Genomic DNA, 18,681 nt, shown 5'->3' with positions numbered 1-18,681 from the left:
ATCAAGCAGCAAAATAAAAATAAATGTTGAAAAATAGAATCAAAAATTGATTAAAATTATTTGTTTTAGTCTAAGCTGGTGTACGTAAAAATCCATTATATGAATAGATTTTTTGATTTGATCTGGGCTTTATAAATTAGAGATGAAAAGTATGTGTTTTATTTTCCATAATAATTATTATGTATTTTGATTTTTATCAACTTTTTCAAGTTAAATAATAAACTTTAGGATATTTTGAATTTTTCCATAAGCTTCCATAAGCTCCAAATCGCTTATTGAATATGGTGGTAATAAATAAACTGAATTGCCTAAAGGCCTGATTAAAAGCCCTTGCTCTAAACATTCAATTTTTAACTTTTGTACAGTTGAATAATTACAAACATCAAACGCTGCTATTGTACCAGTAATACGCGTGTGTTTAACATTTACGCAAGTTTTAAGTAAAGCTAATCCTTCTTGATGTGCATTATTAATTTTTTTAATTGATTTGGCAGTACTAGATTTCATTAATAGGTTTAAAGAAGCAATTGCAGCTGCACAGCCCAAAGGGTTAGCAGTATAAGAATGCCCATGGGCAAAAGCTTTGGTGAAACTTTTATCTAAAAATGCTTCATAAACTTCTTCAGTAGTAACAGTTAGAGCAAGCGGTAAAAAGCCTCCTGTTAGTCCTTTAGAAAGGCATAAAAAATCAGGTATGATTTCAGTTTGCTCAAACGCAAAATTGCTACCAGCGCGACCAAAACCGGTCATAATTTCATCAAAAATTACTAAAATCTTATACTCACGTACTAAACGAATAACTTTATTAATAAATTCTGGGCGACACATCTTCATGCCACTTGCTCCTTGTACTAAGGGTTCTAAAATCAATGCGGCAATTTTATCACTGCATATATTTAAATGATTTTGCAGCACATCAAGTGCGTGCTTCTCTTTAATTTCTACTTCCTCATCTCCATCCCACGTTTCTGGAAAAGGTACTGTCATTACGGAAAAAAGTAATTTTGCAAATGCATTGTGAAAACCAGACTTAGCTCCCACGCTCATTGCTCCAAAGGTATCTCCATGATATCCTCCTTCAAAGCTTAAAAATATAGTTCTTTCAATATCACCCTGGTTATACCAATACTGATAAGCCATTTTTAGAGCCACCTCAACAGCTGTTGAACCATTATCTGAAAAAAAGAATTTGGATAAAGTGTTGGGCAGCAAGGTATATAATTTTTCACAAAGTTCAACAGCAGGCTTATGAGTAAATCCTGCAAAAATTACGTGTTCTAAAGTCATACTTTGCTCATATATAGCTTTGGCAATCTCAGGATGAGCGTGACCATGTAGATTCACCCACCAGCTAGAAATAAGATCTAAATATGATTTATCATTTTCATCGTAAAGGTATGATCCAAATGCTTTCTTAATTGCAATTGAAAATCCTGCTGTTTTTTCTTGCGTGAATGGATGCCATATAATTTTTTTATCGCGTTCACTTAAATTCATAAATTAGATGGGTTTTTAACACTTATTGTCATAATAATCATTCCAATTACAACCATAGGTATTGAAAGTAGCTGTCCTGCTGTTAAGTTAAATAAAAGATAACCAATTTGCAAATCAGGCTCACGAAAAAACTCAATTAAAAATCTAATGACGGCGTAAAACGTTATCCCAATTCCAGTTAATGCCCCTCTGTATGACCTGAGATTTGTAAAAAACAGCAGTAAGTTTAGGATTATAAAAAGCAAAAGCCCCTCCCCTACTGCCTCATATAACTGGCTTGGATGACGGGCTAGATCATCTCCTGGAAAAACAACACCCCAAGGAAGATTAGTGATTCTCCCAAATAGCTCTCCATTTATAAAATTCGCTATGCGTCCTAAAAACAGTCCAATAGGTGCTGCACAAGCAAGTAGATCCATGACAAGCAATGCAGAAACGTTGTGTTTTTTACATACTGCTATAATTGCAATAATACACCCAACCAATCCTCCATGAAAGGACATTCCCCCATGCCATATTTTAAATATTTCTATTGGTGAGTTTAAATAATAGCTTAGGTTATAGATGAAGACGTACCCTACCCTTCCCCCAAGTACTACCCCTATAATCGACCATGCAAGAAGAGAATCATGAAATTTTTGGCTAAAAATCTTATGCTTATCTACTTTATGCAAATACCAATGTGCAAATATTATTCCAAGCACATATGCAATGGAGTACCACCGAACGGACATAGGACCTACACTAAAAATCACTGGGTTAATATGTGGAAAAAGTATTACATTCATCTTTTTTAATTAAACTCTTATAAAATAAGCAAATTATTTAATGTCAAGAAAAGTAAACCTATCACGTGTAGCAAAAGCTAAATCAACAACTTTTTTATATTTACCGGTATCCCAACCTAAATCTTTAGCATCAGTTGCCATACCCAGATCACAAAATATCTTTTTCAATACCTTAGATGGAATATGATTTTTTTTCACCACCTCAGAAAATTCATTCCAGTTTTTTTGCACTATATCGTTTAAATGCTCAGCTTTTTCTTTGTCAATTTTTTTATTATTAAAAATCTCTATAAACTCATCACTGCCAAAACATTCAATGATTTCTTTTTCGTTTGCTGCTGTTGGTTTTATCGTTGGTATAATCAGTAACTTTTCCTCTTGCAACTTAGCCATGGTGAGCGTAGTTACAGCTATCTTCTCACCATGTAGAGGCAATAAGTTATGACCATAAACTGCATCCATAGCATGGGCAATCATATGCTCTCCCTGACTTGCAGGATGGCTTCCTCCACTGATTGTCATTCCAATCCCGGACAACAAAAGAGCTTCTATCAGCAGCATCACAATGCCTTTATCTTTTGCAATTAACTTTTGGTACTCTTTAAGTAATTCTTGCTCGATATCGCGTAAGAGTGAAAAAGGCAAATTGTTATATTCAGTGTTAAGTAAAAGGTGTGACAGTAGCCAATCAGCTTGTGCTGTAGAGCGACAGATAAAATCAGCAAAACCACTACGCGTAAGACGAAATGGAGCGTTTGTCACTACATCCAAATCAATATATATTGCTTTAGGCAGATGTGCCTGAAATGACTTTTTATAGCCACCGGTAAGTATTGATGCACTTGCTGACATATAGCCATTCATAGAGGCAGCAGTGGGAAAGAGGATATAGTCTTTACCACTTATATAGCTTGCATACTTACATAAATCATTTATAGTGCCGCTGCCTAAAGCGACTAAAGTGTTAAAATCTTTTGCTTTGTTAACAATAAGTTCAACCAGGCTACTTGAAGGCGGTGAATCACCTGGAATAACATGATGAGAGATGCTGGCAGCTAATTTGCTGTCTAAAAGTCTTATTGTGTTTTCATCTGCAATTAAGTAGCTACTGTTATAGCATTTTATAATACTATCTATACCACTTATAATACCTTGTTCTATCACTACCTTTTCTGTAGAAAATTTAAGTAGCTTATTTGAACAAGGATCAAAAACACCATCACTTATAATTTGTTTACTGCAATACATTTTATAATTTTTAAGAAGATACCTCTTTTACATGGAAATTAAAGCTTAAAAAATATAGCATAATATATTAGTTTACAAGATTCAAAGGGGGAAAATATGTCACTTGAAAAACAATTGATCAGGGCTATTAAAAATAGAAACGTAGGAAAAGTAAGATCTTTACTGGAGCAAGGCGCGGATGTTAATGCTAAAACGAATGATGGAATGAGTGCTATATTTGTAGCTATGACAAAAAATAAAGATATTGTAAAGCTACTTTTAGATTATAAAGCAGATGTTAATGATAAGTTTACTGACTTTGAAAGATCTAATGATGGTACCATTGTTCGTATCTATACACCTATTACATTTATGCTTATGGGTAAATTAAATAAAAGAGACAAAATAGATATATTGAAGTTATTGCTACAGGCAGGTGCAAATCCTGATACTACATGCACATACAAAGATGCTAATGATACAATTTTAGCTTCAATACTATTTAATGCAAACCCAGAGATTCTATTTCTACTTTTAATTTTTGGTGCAGAACTAAAGAATGAAGATTTAGCAATAATTAGAGAAAAAGGTGACCTTCAAAGCTGCTTTACAGCATTTGAAACAGTAAAAGTAATGCCAAATTTAGGTAAGTTAATAGAAGCAAACAAAAGCAGAGATAAAAAAGAAAATGCAGAAGTTATTGCTAAACATATAAACAACAAAACTGAAAGACAAAAATTAATTAAGGAGCTTGGAGCAATTGAAGAAGGGTATGGCTCTGATGAGCAATTATCTTTTATGCCTGAGTATTTATTAGACACTATAGATCATATCACTCTAAAATCCCGAGAAGATAAAGGGGCAGGTGTTGTATCTCTTGCTCAAAAAGCAAATACATTCTTAAGCAAGTTAAAAGATGTTCACCAAAGTCCAAACACATCATTAGCTGAATCTCAATTAAAAGGAATAGAACCTTTAGCAAAACGTCAACGTATGGAGATATGATATAAATTTCCTAATTATTCAGATCATAAAACAGTTGCTGTGGGTAGGATTTAAAAATTTTTGAAAAAATAATAAAATTCTGCAAATTTTCTGCTTCCATAGTTGTGAATGTATATGATATAAAGAGAATGCCAATCTGGAGAGATCAAGGCTGTAGAGGCGGCCTTTAAAGTGGCAGATGTATAGGAAAAAAAGATCTGAATATACTGAATAGGATCTTTGGCGACCTACTGAATAGTTTTAGCTATTTTAGGCTCTTTTGCCTAGAGTAAGGGTTGATATCCTTATAGTTATATGCCTTAAAACATATAGCCATAGCGCTTCCAATTATCAATTGGTAGTCCTTTCATGGTGGGAATCCGTGAAAAGGGCTAAAAACGCTCCTCTCTCTGATGTTGTACACGTGCTTTCTCTCCAGATTGGCACTAAATCAACAATAGGTCGAAAAAGGTTGAAAGATAAGATCAAAATAAATAATGATTCAGAGAATTATATAACAACTACTTATGAATATTTTAAATTCTTTCTTTTTTATTATGTGATTATAATTAAATATTTATTTTATAGTTAAATTATACTTTTTAAGCAATCTGGAAGTGGTAATTGCATTAGAGATTTCTTACTTACTTCTTGTAATTTAGGAACTGAAGCTAATACTTCTACTTTGCCATAAAACTCTATGGCCTTAATATTGTCTTGATTATGTGATCCATTTAAAATTACTCCCAAAATAGAGATGCCTCGCGTGCGCAATGCCTCCAAGCTAAGTAATGTATGGTTAATTGTGCCAAGAGTAGAACGAGCAACTAAAATTACAGGAATGTTGAGTTTTTTGATTAAATCAACCATAAACATGATCTTATTAATCGGTACAAGAATTCCACCAGCGCCTTCTACAATTAAGTTACGTTCTTTAGGCAAATTGATTCTGCTAATATCAATACTGCTATTTTCTAATGAAGCTGCAAGGTGTGGTGATAGAGGATTTTTATAAATATAACTTTCTTCATAGATATTACTATTAGCTAGTTTACTTACTACATCACTATCTTTATCTGCTCCTGTCTGAATGGGTTTAAAGTATGAATATCCAGTATGTAAGCAAATCCAGCTACTTATAAGAGTCTTGCCAACGCTTGTATCGGTTCCGGTTATGAAAATCTGCATTTACTTAAAACTCCAAAAAACACTTTATAAGTGATATTAATTTTATCTGTATATGTTTTAATAACTTGTTTTAAGTCAGAAGGAAGTATTACTTTGCTGCCTTGATTTGCCCCTAAATTTTTTAGATATTTAATAAACTCACTTGCATTTGCAAATTCCAATGTAAATTCCTGTGAGTCAAAAAAATATTTTTCTGGATTTAAAGCAAGCAAATAGTTTTCCAATCCTTGTTTAAGTGGATACTTATAAGTTGGAACAGGTAACGAGAGTTCTGTAAAAATTTTAGACCATTCATCAAATGTGCCATCTAGCAGGCAGGAAAAAGCTAAAACACTTGAATTTTTATATGCTTTTTCTATCATATCTTTTAAATCATTTACCCACTGAAATGCTAGATTTGAAATGACAAGATCATAGAAACCAAAATTTTGTGTTTCCATATCATCTAAAATGAAACGTATCTTTTCATACTCTATCAATTTCTTCTTTGCTTTTGTAAGCATATTAAGTGAGATATCATTTAAAGCATATTTACTTTTTGGGAAACTTTTTAGCAAAATTTCTGCAATGTATCCTGTACCAGTTCCTAAGTCTAAAATAGACTGTGGATGAAATTTAGGGAAATAATTTGTTAAGACACTAACTAATTTCACAGCACATTTTTTTTGCACAAAGGCTACACTGTCGTAAGAAGAACTTGCTCTATTGAAGTTTTTTTGTATGTGCATTTTTTTATATATATAAAATAACTAGAAAAATTTAGAAACTAAAAATCTGTTTAAGAGCACATATTAGGTGATCTAAATCACTTTTACTATGACTTACATTCAGTGCAATGCGCAATCTAGATGTTCCAGGTGGCACAGTAGGGGGGCGCACAGCAGATACAATAAATCCTTGTTTTAAAAGCTCTGCTTTTGCAGTTATAGCCATATTCTCATCACCAAGAATTATTGGTATAATATGTGTAGTGGAGTTGCCCGTATTAAACCCAAGCTCCTTTAATCTTTTTCTTATATCCTCAGCCTTTAAAGATAGATTTTGGCGCTCATTATCAAGATCTTGCACTAAGCTCCAAGCCTTAGCTGCAGCTCCAACTATCATGGGCGAGAGCGATGTTGAGTAGATAAATCCCGAACACTTGTTAATAAGATAATCTTTTACAGCATAAGAACATGCAACATATGCACCAAAGCACCCTAAAGCTTTACTAAAGGTACCTAAAACTAAATGGGGAATTTCACTAAGGTTGATTTTTGTCGATAAACCATACCCTCTATCACCCACAATACCTGTGGCATGCGCCTCATCTAAATATAAAAAAGCCTTATGTTTTTTACTTAAAGCAAAAACCGTATCTATTGGCACAACATCCCCATCCATACCAAAAATAGTTTCAGTGACGATAAATTTCGCTCTTGGGTCACTTTCAAATTTCACAAGTAAACTATTTAAATGATCCATATCATTATGCTGGTAGCGTATAAGTTCAGCTTTGCTTAAAAACACAGCTTGATATAGACTTGCGTGGTTTAATTTATCAAAAAAAACAATAGGCTTGTTTCCCAGCACAGACTGATCCAACAAACTAGCAAGCACTGCAATATTAGCTTGAAATCCTGAATTTAAAATAAGGGCTGATTCAGTTTTTTTATCTTCGGCAATTTGGCTTTCAAAAGCCTCAAATATTTGCTTGTTACCTGAAAGTAATCTAGAGCCGGTAGATCCCACTCCAAATTTTTCTCCGGCAAGTTTTGCTGCTGCAAACAGCACTTTTGACTTACTTAAACCAAGATAATCATTTGTAGAAAAATCGATACATTTCTCATCGATAACTGCCTTTGGTAGCTGCCTATATTTACCTTCACCTTTTAGTATACTACAATGTTTACAATACAGCTCATACATAAAAACCTTAAAAAATCTTAATGTTGTAATTTCTGCAGTCCCAGCTTCTGAAATAAATAATTATCTTTCTCAGGTATCGGATTTTGAGCAGTAAGTAACTTCTCTCCATAAAAAATTGAATTTGCACCAGCAAGAAAACAAAGTGCTTGCAGTTCATCTGACATTTTTTCTCTTCCGGCTGAAAGACGAATATATGATTTTGGCATTATAGTTCTTGCTACCCCGATAGTACGTATAAAATCAAATGAATCTACATCAGCTGCATTTTCAAGGGGAGTTCCAGGAATTTTGATAAGCATATTAATCGGTACAGACTCTGGAGGTTCATCCAAATTAGCAAGAAGAACCAGCATTTTTACCCTATCTTCATTAGTTTCACCCATACCAATAATGCCACCACAGCAAACTTTGATACCAGATGCACGCACACATTTCAGTGTATTTAATCTATCCTCAAATGTACGCGTTGTTATAACTTTATCATAATACTCTTTGGATGTATCAACATTATGGTTATAGAAATCTAAACCGGCTTCTTTGAGCATGTCAGCTTGATGAGGTTTTAGTAGCCCAAGAGTTACGCAAGTCTCAAGACCCAACTTTTTTACTTCTTTGACCATCTCACACACAATTTCTAGATCTTGATCACGTGGACCACGCCAAGCCGCACCCATACAGAAACGAGTACTTCCAGCTACCTTTGCACGTTTTGCTGCTTCAATTACCTCAGTGATTTCAAGCAAAGGTTCTTTCTTTAATCCAGTTTGATAATGTGCTGATTGCGGACAATAAGAGCAATTTTCTGGGCAGCTCCCTGTTTTAACACTTAAGAGCGTACTAACTTGTATTTTTTTAGGATTAAAATGCTGTCTGTGTACAGTTTGTGCTTTGTAGATCAGTTCAGGAAATGGAAGATTAAAAATCTGATCTGCCTCAGCAAAACTCCATTCCTTTTTCACATTTGCCTCTTTATTCAGTAGTCTTATCTCTAATAAATCTTTCAGCATCCAAAGCAGCCATACATCCACTACCAGCTGCAACCACAGCTTGACGGTAAACTTTATCTTGCACATCACCAGCAGCAAACACCCCAGCTTTACTTGTAATTGTTGTTCCAAGCTGAGTCACTATATAACCAGCATCATCAATTTTAACTAAGTTTTTAAATATATGAGTATTAGGGGCATGACCAATAGCAATAAAAATCCCATCAATTTCTATTTTCTTTAACTCTTGATTTCTTACAGATTTTAGTACCATTGCTGTAACTCTTTTGGGATTTTCTTCTCCAACTATTTCTTCTACAACGTGATCCCAAATAACTTTAATTTTTGGATTATTAAATAACCTGCCTTGCATAACTTCTTCGGCTCTGAGCTGATCGCGTCTATGTATTAGCACAACCTCACTTGCATGATTAGTTAAAAATAAAGCCTCTTCAACTGCAGTATTACCTCCGCCAATTACTGCAACTTTCTGTTTTTTAAAAAAGGCGCCATCGCAAGTTGCACAAGCTGAAACTCCATAGCCCTTAAACTTTTCTTCGCTTTCTATTCCAAGCCATTTAGCCTCAGCTCCTGTTGCAATTATAAGTGTACTGGATAAATATTCATTCCCATAAGAAGAAGATTTAAATTTATATTTACCACCATCTATGCATTCTACACCCTTTACTTCATCTTCTATAATCTTTGCTCCTACATTTTCCGCTTGTAGCCTCATCTGCTCCATAAGATATGGCCCTTGCACAGCTTTTGCAAATCCGGGATAATTTTCCACATCGGTAGTAATTGTAAGCTGCCCCCCTGGTTGCATGCCTGTTACAACTATTGGACTTAGATTTGCCCGAGCAGCATATATTGCAGCGGTGTACCCTGCCGCTCCGGAACCTATAATTAAAACTTTTGTTTCATGTAAGGCCATATATATTTATAGCTCCTCACTATGTGAAGTTAAGTAATCACATACTCCTTCACTGCTTGCCTGCATAGCAGCTTTACCTTCTTTCCAGTTGGCAGGGCAAACTTCTCCATGCTCTTCATGGTGCTTGATTGCATCAATTATTCTTACAATCTCATCAATATTACGACCCAAAGGTAGATCATTTATCGATTGGTGACGCACCACAAACTTATCATCAATTATAAAAGTTGCTCGCAGCGCTATTGCATCGTCATGCAGTACTTCATAATCGCGTGATATGGATTTTTTTATGTCAGAAACTAAAGAATAATTAATTTTCCCTATTCCTCCTTCGGTAATAGGTGCCTTACGCCAATGATGATGTGAAAATTTTGAATCCACACTAATACCAATAACTTCCACTTCACGATGCGTAAATTCACTAATCTTATTATTAAGTGCGATCAGTTCAGTTGGGCAGACAAAAGTAAAGTCTAGTGGATAGAAAAAGAGAACAGCATATTTCCCCTTTACTTGTTCACTAAAACAAAAATTATCTATTATTTCTCCATCTGCCATTACTGCTGGTGCAGTAAAATCCAATGCTGATCTAGTAACAAGATTCATAAAATACCTAAAACTACTAAATTATATATTAATAAGTTATTGTACAACCTTTTTATATTTTTTGAAGCTGCTTTAGAAATAAGATATTATAAGAAACAGCTATATTGTAAAACCGCATCAAATGAATAATATAGAAGCTTATCGTCTTTTATTCACTGACAGTTTAATTTCATCTTTAATTTTGCCATTGAATGAACCGTTTATATTTAAAGCAATGCTTTATTTTAATACTTATAATCATTTTTTAATGCTAGTTACAGCAACAATGGGATCCTGCATAGGAGGAGTAATTAACTGGTGTCTAGGGAGGTTAATGGTTTATATTAGGTTAAAATACAATAAAACTAACAAAATATTTAACTATTATAAAAGCGTGATTATATGTCTGATTATATTTTTAGCTTGGGTACCAATTTTTGGAAGTTTAATAACAGTTGTCTCTGGCCGCCTTAAGCTCAACTTATATTACTTAATTCCATCTTTACTTATCTCTTATGCTTCTTATTTCCTTTACCTAATATTTTATACAATTTAGATTGAGACAAAGATATAATAGAGAATTGTAAAAGAGCAGATGGTGTTGTATCTCAAAATCTAGAATTAAGCTAAGTGAAAAGTTTTTATCCTATCCTCTATAACATGGCGAAAGTGCCTAACTAACCCTTGTATAGGCCATGCTGCTGCATCGCCAAGCGCACATATAGTATGCCCTTCTACTTGGCTAGCAATATCTAGTAATTTATCTATCTCTTCAGTAGTTGAGTCACCTTTAACCATTCTCTTCATAACTCTCCACATCCAACCTGTACCTTCTCGACAAGGGCTGCATTGCCCACAAGACTCATGCATATAAAAATGAGAAAGCCTCTCTATCGCTTGAATAATGTCTGTAGATTTATCCATAACTGTAACCGCTGCAGTGCCAAGACCAGATTGTACAGTTCTTAAGGAATCAAAATCCATTTCTATAGTATCACATATTGACTTAGGAATAAGAGGTACGGAAGATCCACCAGGTATTACAGCAAGTAAGTTATCCCAACCACCACGTACTCCACCTGCATGTTTTTCGATCATCTCTCGCAGTGATATTCCCATTTCTTCTTCAACGTTACAAGGCTTGTTTACATGCCCAGAGATACAAAACACTTTAGTACCTGTATTATTTGGCTTACCTAAAGATGCAAACCAGTCACCGCCACGTGTTAAAATGTCTGGTACAACAGCGATAGTCTCAACATTATTTATTGTAGTGGGACAGCCAAATAACCCAGAAGCAGCAGGAAATGGTGGTTTAAGGCGTGGCATGCCTTTTTTTCCTTCAATAGATTCAAGCTGAGCAGTTTCTTCGCCACATATATAAGCACCAGCTCCTCTGTGAATAAAAATATCTAGATCATAACCTGAATCACAAGCGTTTTTGCCAACTAGTCCAGCTTTATACGCTTCATCTAATGCTTTTTTTAATACTTGATACTCGTTATAAAATTCGCCTCTAATATATATATATGCAACAGATGCACCTATTGCTTTGCTTGCAAGTAATGTTCCTTCTATTAACTTATGCGGCTCATGCCTTATAATATCTCTATCCTTGCATGTTCCTGGCTCAGATTCATCAGCATTTACCACCAGATAAGATGGTTTATCATCTGATTTTTCTTTAGGCATAAAGCTCCATTTTAAAGCTGTTGGAAACCCAGCTCCTCCTCTGCCTCGCAATCCAGATTTTTTTATTTCATTTATGATATCTTCTGGACTTAGCTCCAAAAACTTTTTTGTTTGCTGCCAAGCACCACGCTTTTTGGCAGCGCTTAAAAATGGACTTTCTTTGCCATTTAAGTTAGTAAATATTCTATCTTCTTCTTTTAGCATACATTATATATACATTACTTTGGATCTTTAATAAGCTGGTCTTTTAAATTGTCTAGCTTTTTTTCTATCTCACTTTGTTTAACAGCAGTTTCTTTTACTACTTCACTTAAAGCTGAAAATTCATCACGATTTACCAACTCATCATTAAGACAAGTAAACATACCAGATTTTAACTTCTGTACACTGCATACCACAGTATCTAAAACTATACCAGTAAAAGACACAGCCAAACGACTTGCATCATAGAAGAAATGTTTCATAGAAATTACAGTTACTACCGCAACATTTTATTCGTTTATAAAGTTTTGGCTATTTGTTTTTTTTACTTTCTGGCATTAACATTTCTACTCCATTAGAATCAAACTTACTTAGTGGATCATTTTTTTTAGATCTATCATTTGAATAACACAAAAAAATTGAACCAAAAGCAATCATAAAAGTACCAGAAATAGCCAACGCTACAGCACTATGTAACTTGTCAATTTTAAAAAGCAACAAAGATAACGATAAAGTAGAAGCAATCATAGAAAATATCGTTAAACCTAAAAAGATCTTTTGCCCTTTAGAAAAATTAGTAAATAGTGATTTAGACACTTTCTTTTTTGGAGAATTATGATCACTTAAAATACTACTATCTTTACTCATACGCGAAGTTTTTGTATGAGGCGTGCTAGAATCAGGAGTACTATCAATTAAACTTTCACCATCACTAAGAGACTCTTTTCTCGATTGAGCCCTTATATTTTTTTCTACTTCATGCTCATTTTCTTCTTCTTTTAGCTCAGGCTTACTTGTATCATCAGCACTCAAATCTTCATCATCAGAAGAATGTACTGTGGTTAGAATTAAATTACTTTTTTCTTCTGGTTTTGAATCATCTTCTAGTTCACGTTCATCTGTATCATTATCAATATCATCTTCCTGTCTTACAGAGTTATCATTATTAATTGTTTTTGTATTACTAGATTCACTACGCTCAAGAGGAGTAGCATAATCAGCCTCAGTACTTACAGGGCTTTGTACTGTACTAACTTGATCTACTTTTATCTCATTACGAGCCTCGCTTGTTTGTTTAACGCTTTTATTTTCACCATCACTATCTAATTTTGTATGAGCACCATCAGCACTAACTACTTCTATATCATCGGATCCACCATGTTCAGAAAAGGGTAGCTCATTGAAACCGCTATCCTGACCTACCTGTGGATTATCAACATTAGTTTTATTTGTTTGCTCAATATCTTCGTCTAAACTTTTTGCATCAAAATCAAGTTCAATTGAAGTTTTTTCGCTTATTGAATCCTCTTTGCCACTTACATTACGAGCAGTTATATTTTGTTGTTGTTCAAGAATATTGTCATTATTAGTAGCAGTACTTTCAATAGACTCATCTTTTTCTGTTGGAGTCGTCTGTTCTTTTTCTAAGTTTGTCTTAGTTATATCTCCTTGTTGTCCAATAGGAGAGTTACCACTACTAGTTGCTCTTTTATTTTTATCTTTACCTTTTCCTGGCATAACCTATCCCCCTTTTTAAACATTTGTTCTGTTACTAAAGTGTAGCGTTATTAACAATTTTACACAACTAATAAGTTATATACTTATTATGCCCCCCAAGGACAATATTGAACCTATATGTTTTTATGCCATTTTTGTCTACTGTGTAAGGAGCTGCAAGCTGCTCTATGAAATCTTCTGATTTTGAGTTATCAGAGAAAAACATTTTTGTATGTAATTCAGCAAAATCAGGATGTTGTATAAGGAAATTAATATTTTGATAATTACCTGGCATGACAGTAATAAAATTATAATAGCCCATATTATTTGTAATATATTTTCCTGAACCTAAAAAATTTGGGTCAGCATTACTTGCATCTTTTATGTTTTGATAAATTCCATTCGCATCAGCTTGCCATATAAATACCACTGCATTTTGTACTGGCACACAATTTATGTCTGTTACTTTTCCTCTTATATATATTAACTCCCCTTTAGCTATATCTGCAGAGCCAGCTTTACGTCTTAAATTATTTGATGAATTAAACTCTTCCGGCTTGTTTTCTAAGTCATAACTCTCAGGAGTTTCAGTGCATTTCGTTTCAGCAAAATTTGACGCAAATAAAACTCTACCATATAGTAGAAAGCAGATAAAAAATAACCTATAATATTTCATCCCTTTACAACCTAAAATATATTATCTAAACTTATACCTAAATTTGGATTTTTTGTAAACTTTATGTAAATACTGAAGAACGAAAAACTTAAATTTAGAAGATCATTCTATTGACATAGTTTGTCATCTTCTTAACTACAATAGTTGCAAAAGGGGGATTCAAGATGGAAAGGTATAAGCAGTATAAACAAACTAACAATCTATTACATGTTTTTTCACTTACTCTCTTTATATTTGCCTCTTTGTTCTCTGTTACAGGTATCGTTTATAGTTTAGTAACAGTAGGTATTGGTAGCCCGTTATTCTTACTATGCTCTATTGGTTTTGCTACATGTACAATGCTCTCTGCTTATAATGCTTATGCTATTTGTAATAATATCACTCATAGAAGGGGTGCTCCTAAAAAAGGAACTGCTTGCAGCACTAACGAAAAGCTTATAAGATTAGAAGATAATCTAAAAAACCTTAACCCTATTGATTTTAATAATCAATCCATCCCTAATAAAAAATATGACACACAGCAATACATTTCTTGTGTACCTGAAACAGATAAAGAGATTTTAACTCCTAAAATTGTTCAAGATGTTGAGCAGAATAAATTAAGCTTGGCTTCAAATGATGAGAAATCAAGTAACCAGCTCTTAAGAAGCCCTGGTACTCCTCAAGTATCTGGTACAGGATGTTTTGCTGTATCTAACCCTTCTATAACAAGTAGAACGAACCAACAGTCAAACAATACTTCAAATTCTCATCAGCCACAGAAAAATTCAACTTCTTCTATATACGGAATTAATACGGGTAGTAAGTCTAAAACTTTGCCTCAATCACAGAATATCAGTAATCCAAGCAAATCTACTATGCTTATTCTTCCTTCCATGCCTATTGTCATATATGATAACTCTAAAGTTTTATCTCAATCTCAAGCTGCAAAACAAAGCAATTCTAATGAACGAAACAACATTAAGAATGATAAAGAAAAAATAGATCAACAACCAAACAGTGTTGCTTCTGAGTTTCAAGCACCTCCACCACCGCCTCCTATGCCTGAGAATAGTTTCTCAGTTGATAAGCCTAAAGGTATAGATCAATTGCAACATATAAAAGATATCAGCCAAACGAAGTTAGAGTGCATTGACGAGAGTGAGAAGGATAAATATAGCAAAAGTGGTAATAGGAATGAGCTCCTTGAAGATATAAGAAAGAATACAAAGTTAAGGCACTTTACTGATGAAGAAATAAGGCAGCGTTTCAAAGCTCCTGAAAATGATGAAAGTTTAAATTTGAAAAGTCAGTTAAAGAAAAGAGCAGAGGATATGGGTTATTCCGATGAAGAGAGTGGCAGTACTACACCTGGCTCTGATTATTGGGAAGATGATGATGTCCAAACTCCTCCTAAAGCACAAGTGGAAGATAATAATAAATCTACTGAAGATCGTGTTGAGGATAGTGATCATCGTATAGACAGTGGCATCAGTGATGGTGAAAGCAGTCCAGAAAAAATTAATAATCATATTGATAAAGGTAGACGCTCATCTTCTAATAGTTATACTGAGGGAAGTGTGGAGCAGCCAAAAAATTTCTTATCACATTCATCTTCTTGCCCAAGTTTTATAGCTATTAACATGAATACCTTATAGTGGTTTAGAAAACAGAAAGCATTTTAAAAAACGTTAGCTGAATACTATAGTAGCATTTTTTCGCATATTATCAAAATATATAGCACTTTGCATTGAGACTTTTTGTTCATAAATCTTCTGTTTTATCCATTCACGCTGATCTACATATTTTTTTTGTATATTGCACAGCATTATTAATCTTAGATTGCCTTTATTATCCTTAATATCTATTATCTCTCCTACTTGTAACTTCTGTAAAGGAGCTTGCATATAAGGAGCTAGTTCCCCCATTTTTACCTCAATTTTTTCTACTTTTGGTAACCCTAAATTTTCTACCACTCTATCAAACATTAAACAGTCCACTTTCTGACTTTTTAGATCATCTAGCTTTTCATAATATTCCTTAAAACTTTCCTGGTTATTTAATAGATAAATTTGCTTTAAGCTTAAAGTCGCATCTAGCAGTGATGGATCAAATTTTATTTTATCAGTAACTTTTACTACTAAGTATGCACCATCTACAGCAATTGGATCGCTAATATCATCAACATTTAAGCTTCCTAGTATATTTTGTAACTTAGAAGGCAACTGCATTATACTTAACGCTTCTTTTTGTACAGATACTGAGAACTCAGTATAATCTTTTACAATTGCCTCAAGGCTTTCATTATTACGTAATTTTTGAACTATGTTAACAGCGGTGTTATATGAACTATTAGATTTATTAGGTATTAGTATTTCTAAAGCATTAATAATCACACTTGCTCTATCTATTTGTTGTGCAATATTGTTTACTTCCTCATTACTAATATTGATAAAAGACAATATCTTTAATTCAGAGATTTTACTCCACAATAGTTGGGATTTTATCTGCTTTATTATTGAATCATAATCTATATCATTATTTTTAACTTGCTTTATAGATTCATCATAATTTAGCTTAAATCTTTTAAAAAATAAGGGAATTTCATCATTTAATTCATTGTTACTGACAGAGATTTTAAGTTTTTTTGCCTGATTTTCAATTAATACTTCATCTATTAAGCTTTGTAAAACTTGCTTTTGATCTGTTTTGATACCAAGATGCTCCATAGATAATATACGTTTCTCAACATCCAGACTTGAAATTAACTCTCCATTAACAGTAGCAACGGTTTTAACTGAAGCAAATACACTTGTAAATATACAGGATAGTGAGAGAAAGATGATTACTAACTTATTCATTTTGTTTATCTTAACATTTTAATTAATAAATTAACATCATTTGCAAGATTCACGTCAGTTTTTATTAAATTCTCTATTTGTCTTACCGCATGAATGATAGTTGTATGGTCTCTACCACCAAAACTTCTACCAATATCAGGTAAGCTTTTCTGTGTTAGTATCTTTGCTAAGTACATTGCAACTTGTCTTGGTCTAGATAGATTGCGAGTTCTTTTGATTGAATATATATCTGACAATTTTATCTTGAAAAACTCAGATACTTTTTTCTGTATTTCATCAATTGAGATCGTTTTGTAATTTGAACGTAAAAGATCCGATAGAGTATCATTAGCTAATTCTATAGTTATATTTTTACCATTTAATAAAGAGTGAGCCATAACCTTGTTTAATGCTCCTTCTAGCTCCCTAACATTAGACTTTATATTTTTTGCTAAAAATTCAAGCACCCCATCAGGAATATCAGCTTCCATATTTTCTACTTTAGACTGTAATATTCCTAACCTAAGCTCAAAAGTTGTGTCATTAATGTCTGCTACCAATCCCCACCCTAAACGTGACTTTATTCTATCCTCAACTCCATTTAAGCTACTTGGCGATCTATCAGCGGAAATTACCAACTGTTTGTTTTGATCAATTAATGCATTAAAAGTATGAAAGAATTCTTCTTGAGTACTGTCTTTACCACTGATGAATTGTACATCATCTATCATAAGCACATCAGTTGAGCGAAATTGCTCCTTAAACACCATGATATCCCTATTTCTTAATGCTGTTATGTATTGGTACATAAATTTTTCTGCTGATAAATACACTACCTTTCTTTTACTTGAAGAATTAACAATATGCCATGCAATAGCATGCATTAGATGTGTTTTACCCAGCCCTACACCACCATATAAGAACAAAGGATTACTTCCAAGAATAGAAGCAGAAGATTCAGCAATACGCTTTGCTGCAGTGAACGCAAGCTCATTTGGCTTGCCAACAACAAAATTATCAAAAGTAAATCTTGGATCTAATGGAGAAGATAAATTATCATAACTAGTAGTAATGGTTTTATAGCCTTCCTTATCTACAACATTACTCTCTTCCTTAATAACTCGAACATCAAGTGAACGTATGGTATTATCTTCACTCTGCCATAGAGATAGTATTTTATCTATATAATGTATCGATATCCATTCCTTAATAAATCTAGTTGGAGCTGAAAGTAACACTTCTCCATTGTTATTACTGATGAATTTTAAAAAGCCAATCCAACTATTAAAAATAGCCTCCCCATAAAGCTTACGAAGTTGATTTTGTATCCTTTCCCAAATGTTATTGCAATCATCAATGGCAATAATGTGGTCACAGAATACACTTGCAACTTTAGGGCTAGTTAAATTCATAAATACACCAAAATATAATAAAAATTTAGCTCTTAAAATAAAATATTGATTAAAACTATTTGTATAAATTAACAAAAGTTACAGATTATTATCATTATGATGTTTTATTTATTAGTTGTAAAGCCTAGTAAATGCTTTTTCTTAAATCGACTATAGTAGGGGGTTACATTATAATATAGGAGCATTTTATCACTTTATAATTTTGATATAATAAATTTTTGTTGCGCGAATATATTAATTATTTTAATCTTTAATAAGATAATTAAATTAAATCCTTATTTTTT

The 18,681-nt window shown here is 33.3% G+C and carries 18 protein-coding genes; 3 read left to right on the top strand and 15 right to left on the bottom strand.

Annotation, left to right across the window (positions count from 1 at the left end; genetic code table 11):
- Window positions 1-210 precede the first annotated feature (210 nt).
- The 3 genes from bioA to AACL09_RS02695 are packed head-to-tail and all read right to left on the bottom strand — an operon-like array spanning window position 211 to window position 3,533.
- A complete protein-coding gene (bioA, locus tag AACL09_RS02705) occupies window positions 211-1,497 on the bottom strand; it encodes an adenosylmethionine--8-amino-7-oxononanoate transaminase (RefSeq protein WP_339048766.1) in 1,287 nt (428 codons plus the stop codon).
- A complete protein-coding gene (gene lgt, locus AACL09_RS02700; RefSeq protein WP_339048764.1) occupies window positions 1,494-2,285 on the bottom strand; it encodes a prolipoprotein diacylglyceryl transferase in 792 nt (263 codons plus the stop codon). The genes bioA and lgt overlap by 4 nt, the downstream gene beginning before the upstream one ends.
- Window positions 2,286-2,318: 33 nt before the next feature.
- Entirely contained in the window at window positions 2,319-3,533 is a 1,215-nt protein-coding gene (locus tag AACL09_RS02695; protein ID WP_339048762.1) for an iron-containing alcohol dehydrogenase, read from the bottom strand.
- Window positions 3,534-3,629: 96 nt separating this feature from the next.
- Between AACL09_RS02695 and AACL09_RS02690 the strand changes: the two genes are divergently transcribed.
- Entirely contained in the window at window positions 3,630-4,517 is an 888-nt protein-coding gene (locus tag AACL09_RS02690) for an ankyrin repeat domain-containing protein (protein ID WP_339048760.1), read from the top strand.
- A 567-nt stretch (window positions 4,518-5,084) separates the two neighbouring features.
- On the opposite strand, the gene bioD is transcribed toward AACL09_RS02690, so the two are convergent.
- Genes bioD through AACL09_RS02660 form a run of 6 tightly spaced genes read right to left on the bottom strand, consistent with a single transcriptional unit; the run spans window position 5,085 to window position 10,121 of the window.
- The gene (gene bioD / locus AACL09_RS02685; RefSeq protein ID WP_339048758.1) at window positions 5,085-5,684 is read right to left on the bottom strand and encodes a dethiobiotin synthase; all 600 of its coding nucleotides are present in this window, start codon (window positions 5,682-5,684) and stop codon (window positions 5,085-5,087) included.
- The gene (locus tag AACL09_RS02680; RefSeq protein ID WP_339048756.1) at window positions 5,669-6,412 is read right to left on the bottom strand and encodes a methyltransferase domain-containing protein; all 744 of its coding nucleotides are present in this window, start codon (window positions 6,410-6,412) and stop codon (window positions 5,669-5,671) included. The genes bioD and AACL09_RS02680 overlap by 16 nt, the downstream gene beginning before the upstream one ends.
- A 31-nt stretch (window positions 6,413-6,443) precedes the next feature.
- Window positions 6,444-7,592, bottom strand: coding sequence for an 8-amino-7-oxononanoate synthase (locus AACL09_RS02675; RefSeq protein WP_339048754.1), 1,149 nt, complete (start codon window positions 7,590-7,592; stop codon window positions 6,444-6,446).
- Between the two features lie 17 nt (window positions 7,593-7,609).
- The gene (bioB, locus tag AACL09_RS02670; protein WP_410519824.1) at window positions 7,610-8,599 is read right to left on the bottom strand and encodes a biotin synthase BioB; all 990 of its coding nucleotides are present in this window, start codon (window positions 8,597-8,599) and stop codon (window positions 7,610-7,612) included.
- Window positions 8,562-9,515 (bottom strand): thioredoxin-disulfide reductase, encoded by a 954-nt coding sequence (gene trxB, locus AACL09_RS02665; protein WP_339048752.1) that lies wholly within the window; start codon window positions 9,513-9,515, stop codon window positions 8,562-8,564. Before trxB ends, bioB begins: the two co-directional genes overlap by 38 nt.
- A gap of 6 nt (window positions 9,516-9,521) precedes the next feature.
- Window positions 9,522-10,121, bottom strand: coding sequence for a peroxiredoxin (locus tag AACL09_RS02660; RefSeq protein WP_339048750.1), 600 nt, complete (start codon window positions 10,119-10,121; stop codon window positions 9,522-9,524).
- A 121-nt stretch (window positions 10,122-10,242) separates the two neighbouring features.
- Here AACL09_RS02660 and AACL09_RS02655 point away from each other — a divergent pair, with 121 nt between their 5' ends.
- Window positions 10,243-10,656 (top strand): DedA family protein, encoded by a 414-nt coding sequence (locus AACL09_RS02655; RefSeq protein WP_339048749.1) that lies wholly within the window; start codon window positions 10,243-10,245, stop codon window positions 10,654-10,656.
- 65 nt (window positions 10,657-10,721) lie between these two features.
- Here AACL09_RS02655 and nuoF read toward each other — a convergent pair whose 3' ends face one another.
- From nuoF to AACL09_RS02635, 4 genes are all read right to left on the bottom strand, one after another.
- A complete protein-coding gene (nuoF, locus tag AACL09_RS02650) occupies window positions 10,722-11,996 on the bottom strand; it encodes an NADH-quinone oxidoreductase subunit NuoF (protein ID WP_339048747.1) in 1,275 nt (424 codons plus the stop codon).
- Between the two features lie 14 nt (window positions 11,997-12,010).
- Entirely contained in the window at window positions 12,011-12,256 is a 246-nt protein-coding gene (locus tag AACL09_RS02645; protein WP_339048745.1) for a hypothetical protein, read from the bottom strand.
- Window positions 12,257-12,305: 49 nt separating this feature from the next.
- Window positions 12,306-13,511, bottom strand: coding sequence for a hypothetical protein (locus AACL09_RS02640; protein ID WP_339048743.1), 1,206 nt, complete (start codon window positions 13,509-13,511; stop codon window positions 12,306-12,308).
- 67 nt (window positions 13,512-13,578) lie between these two features.
- On the bottom strand, window positions 13,579-14,166 hold the full coding sequence (locus AACL09_RS02635) for a protocatechuate 3,4-dioxygenase (protein ID WP_339048741.1): 588 nt from the start codon (window positions 14,164-14,166) through the stop codon (window positions 13,579-13,581).
- A 164-nt stretch (window positions 14,167-14,330) separates the two neighbouring features.
- Between AACL09_RS02635 and AACL09_RS02630 the strand changes: the two genes are divergently transcribed.
- A complete protein-coding gene (locus AACL09_RS02630) occupies window positions 14,331-15,803 on the top strand; it encodes a hypothetical protein (protein WP_339048739.1) in 1,473 nt (490 codons plus the stop codon).
- A 33-nt stretch (window positions 15,804-15,836) separates the two neighbouring features.
- Here the strand turns inward: AACL09_RS02630 and AACL09_RS02625 are convergent, their stop codons facing one another.
- Window positions 15,837-17,006, bottom strand: coding sequence for a SurA N-terminal domain-containing protein (locus AACL09_RS02625; protein ID WP_339048737.1), 1,170 nt, complete (start codon window positions 17,004-17,006; stop codon window positions 15,837-15,839).
- A gap of 5 nt (window positions 17,007-17,011) precedes the next feature.
- Entirely contained in the window at window positions 17,012-18,397 is a 1,386-nt protein-coding gene (gene dnaA, locus AACL09_RS02620) for a chromosomal replication initiator protein DnaA (RefSeq protein WP_339048735.1), read from the bottom strand.
- Window positions 18,398-18,681 lie beyond the last annotated feature (284 nt).

It is taken from the genome of Candidatus Mesenet endosymbiont of Phosphuga atrata, assembly GCF_964020175.1.
Classification (GTDB): Bacteria; Pseudomonadota; Alphaproteobacteria; order Rickettsiales; family Anaplasmataceae; genus Mesenet.
Note: the sequence above shows the minus strand (reverse complement) of the source record. Positions and strands in the feature narration are given on the sequence as shown.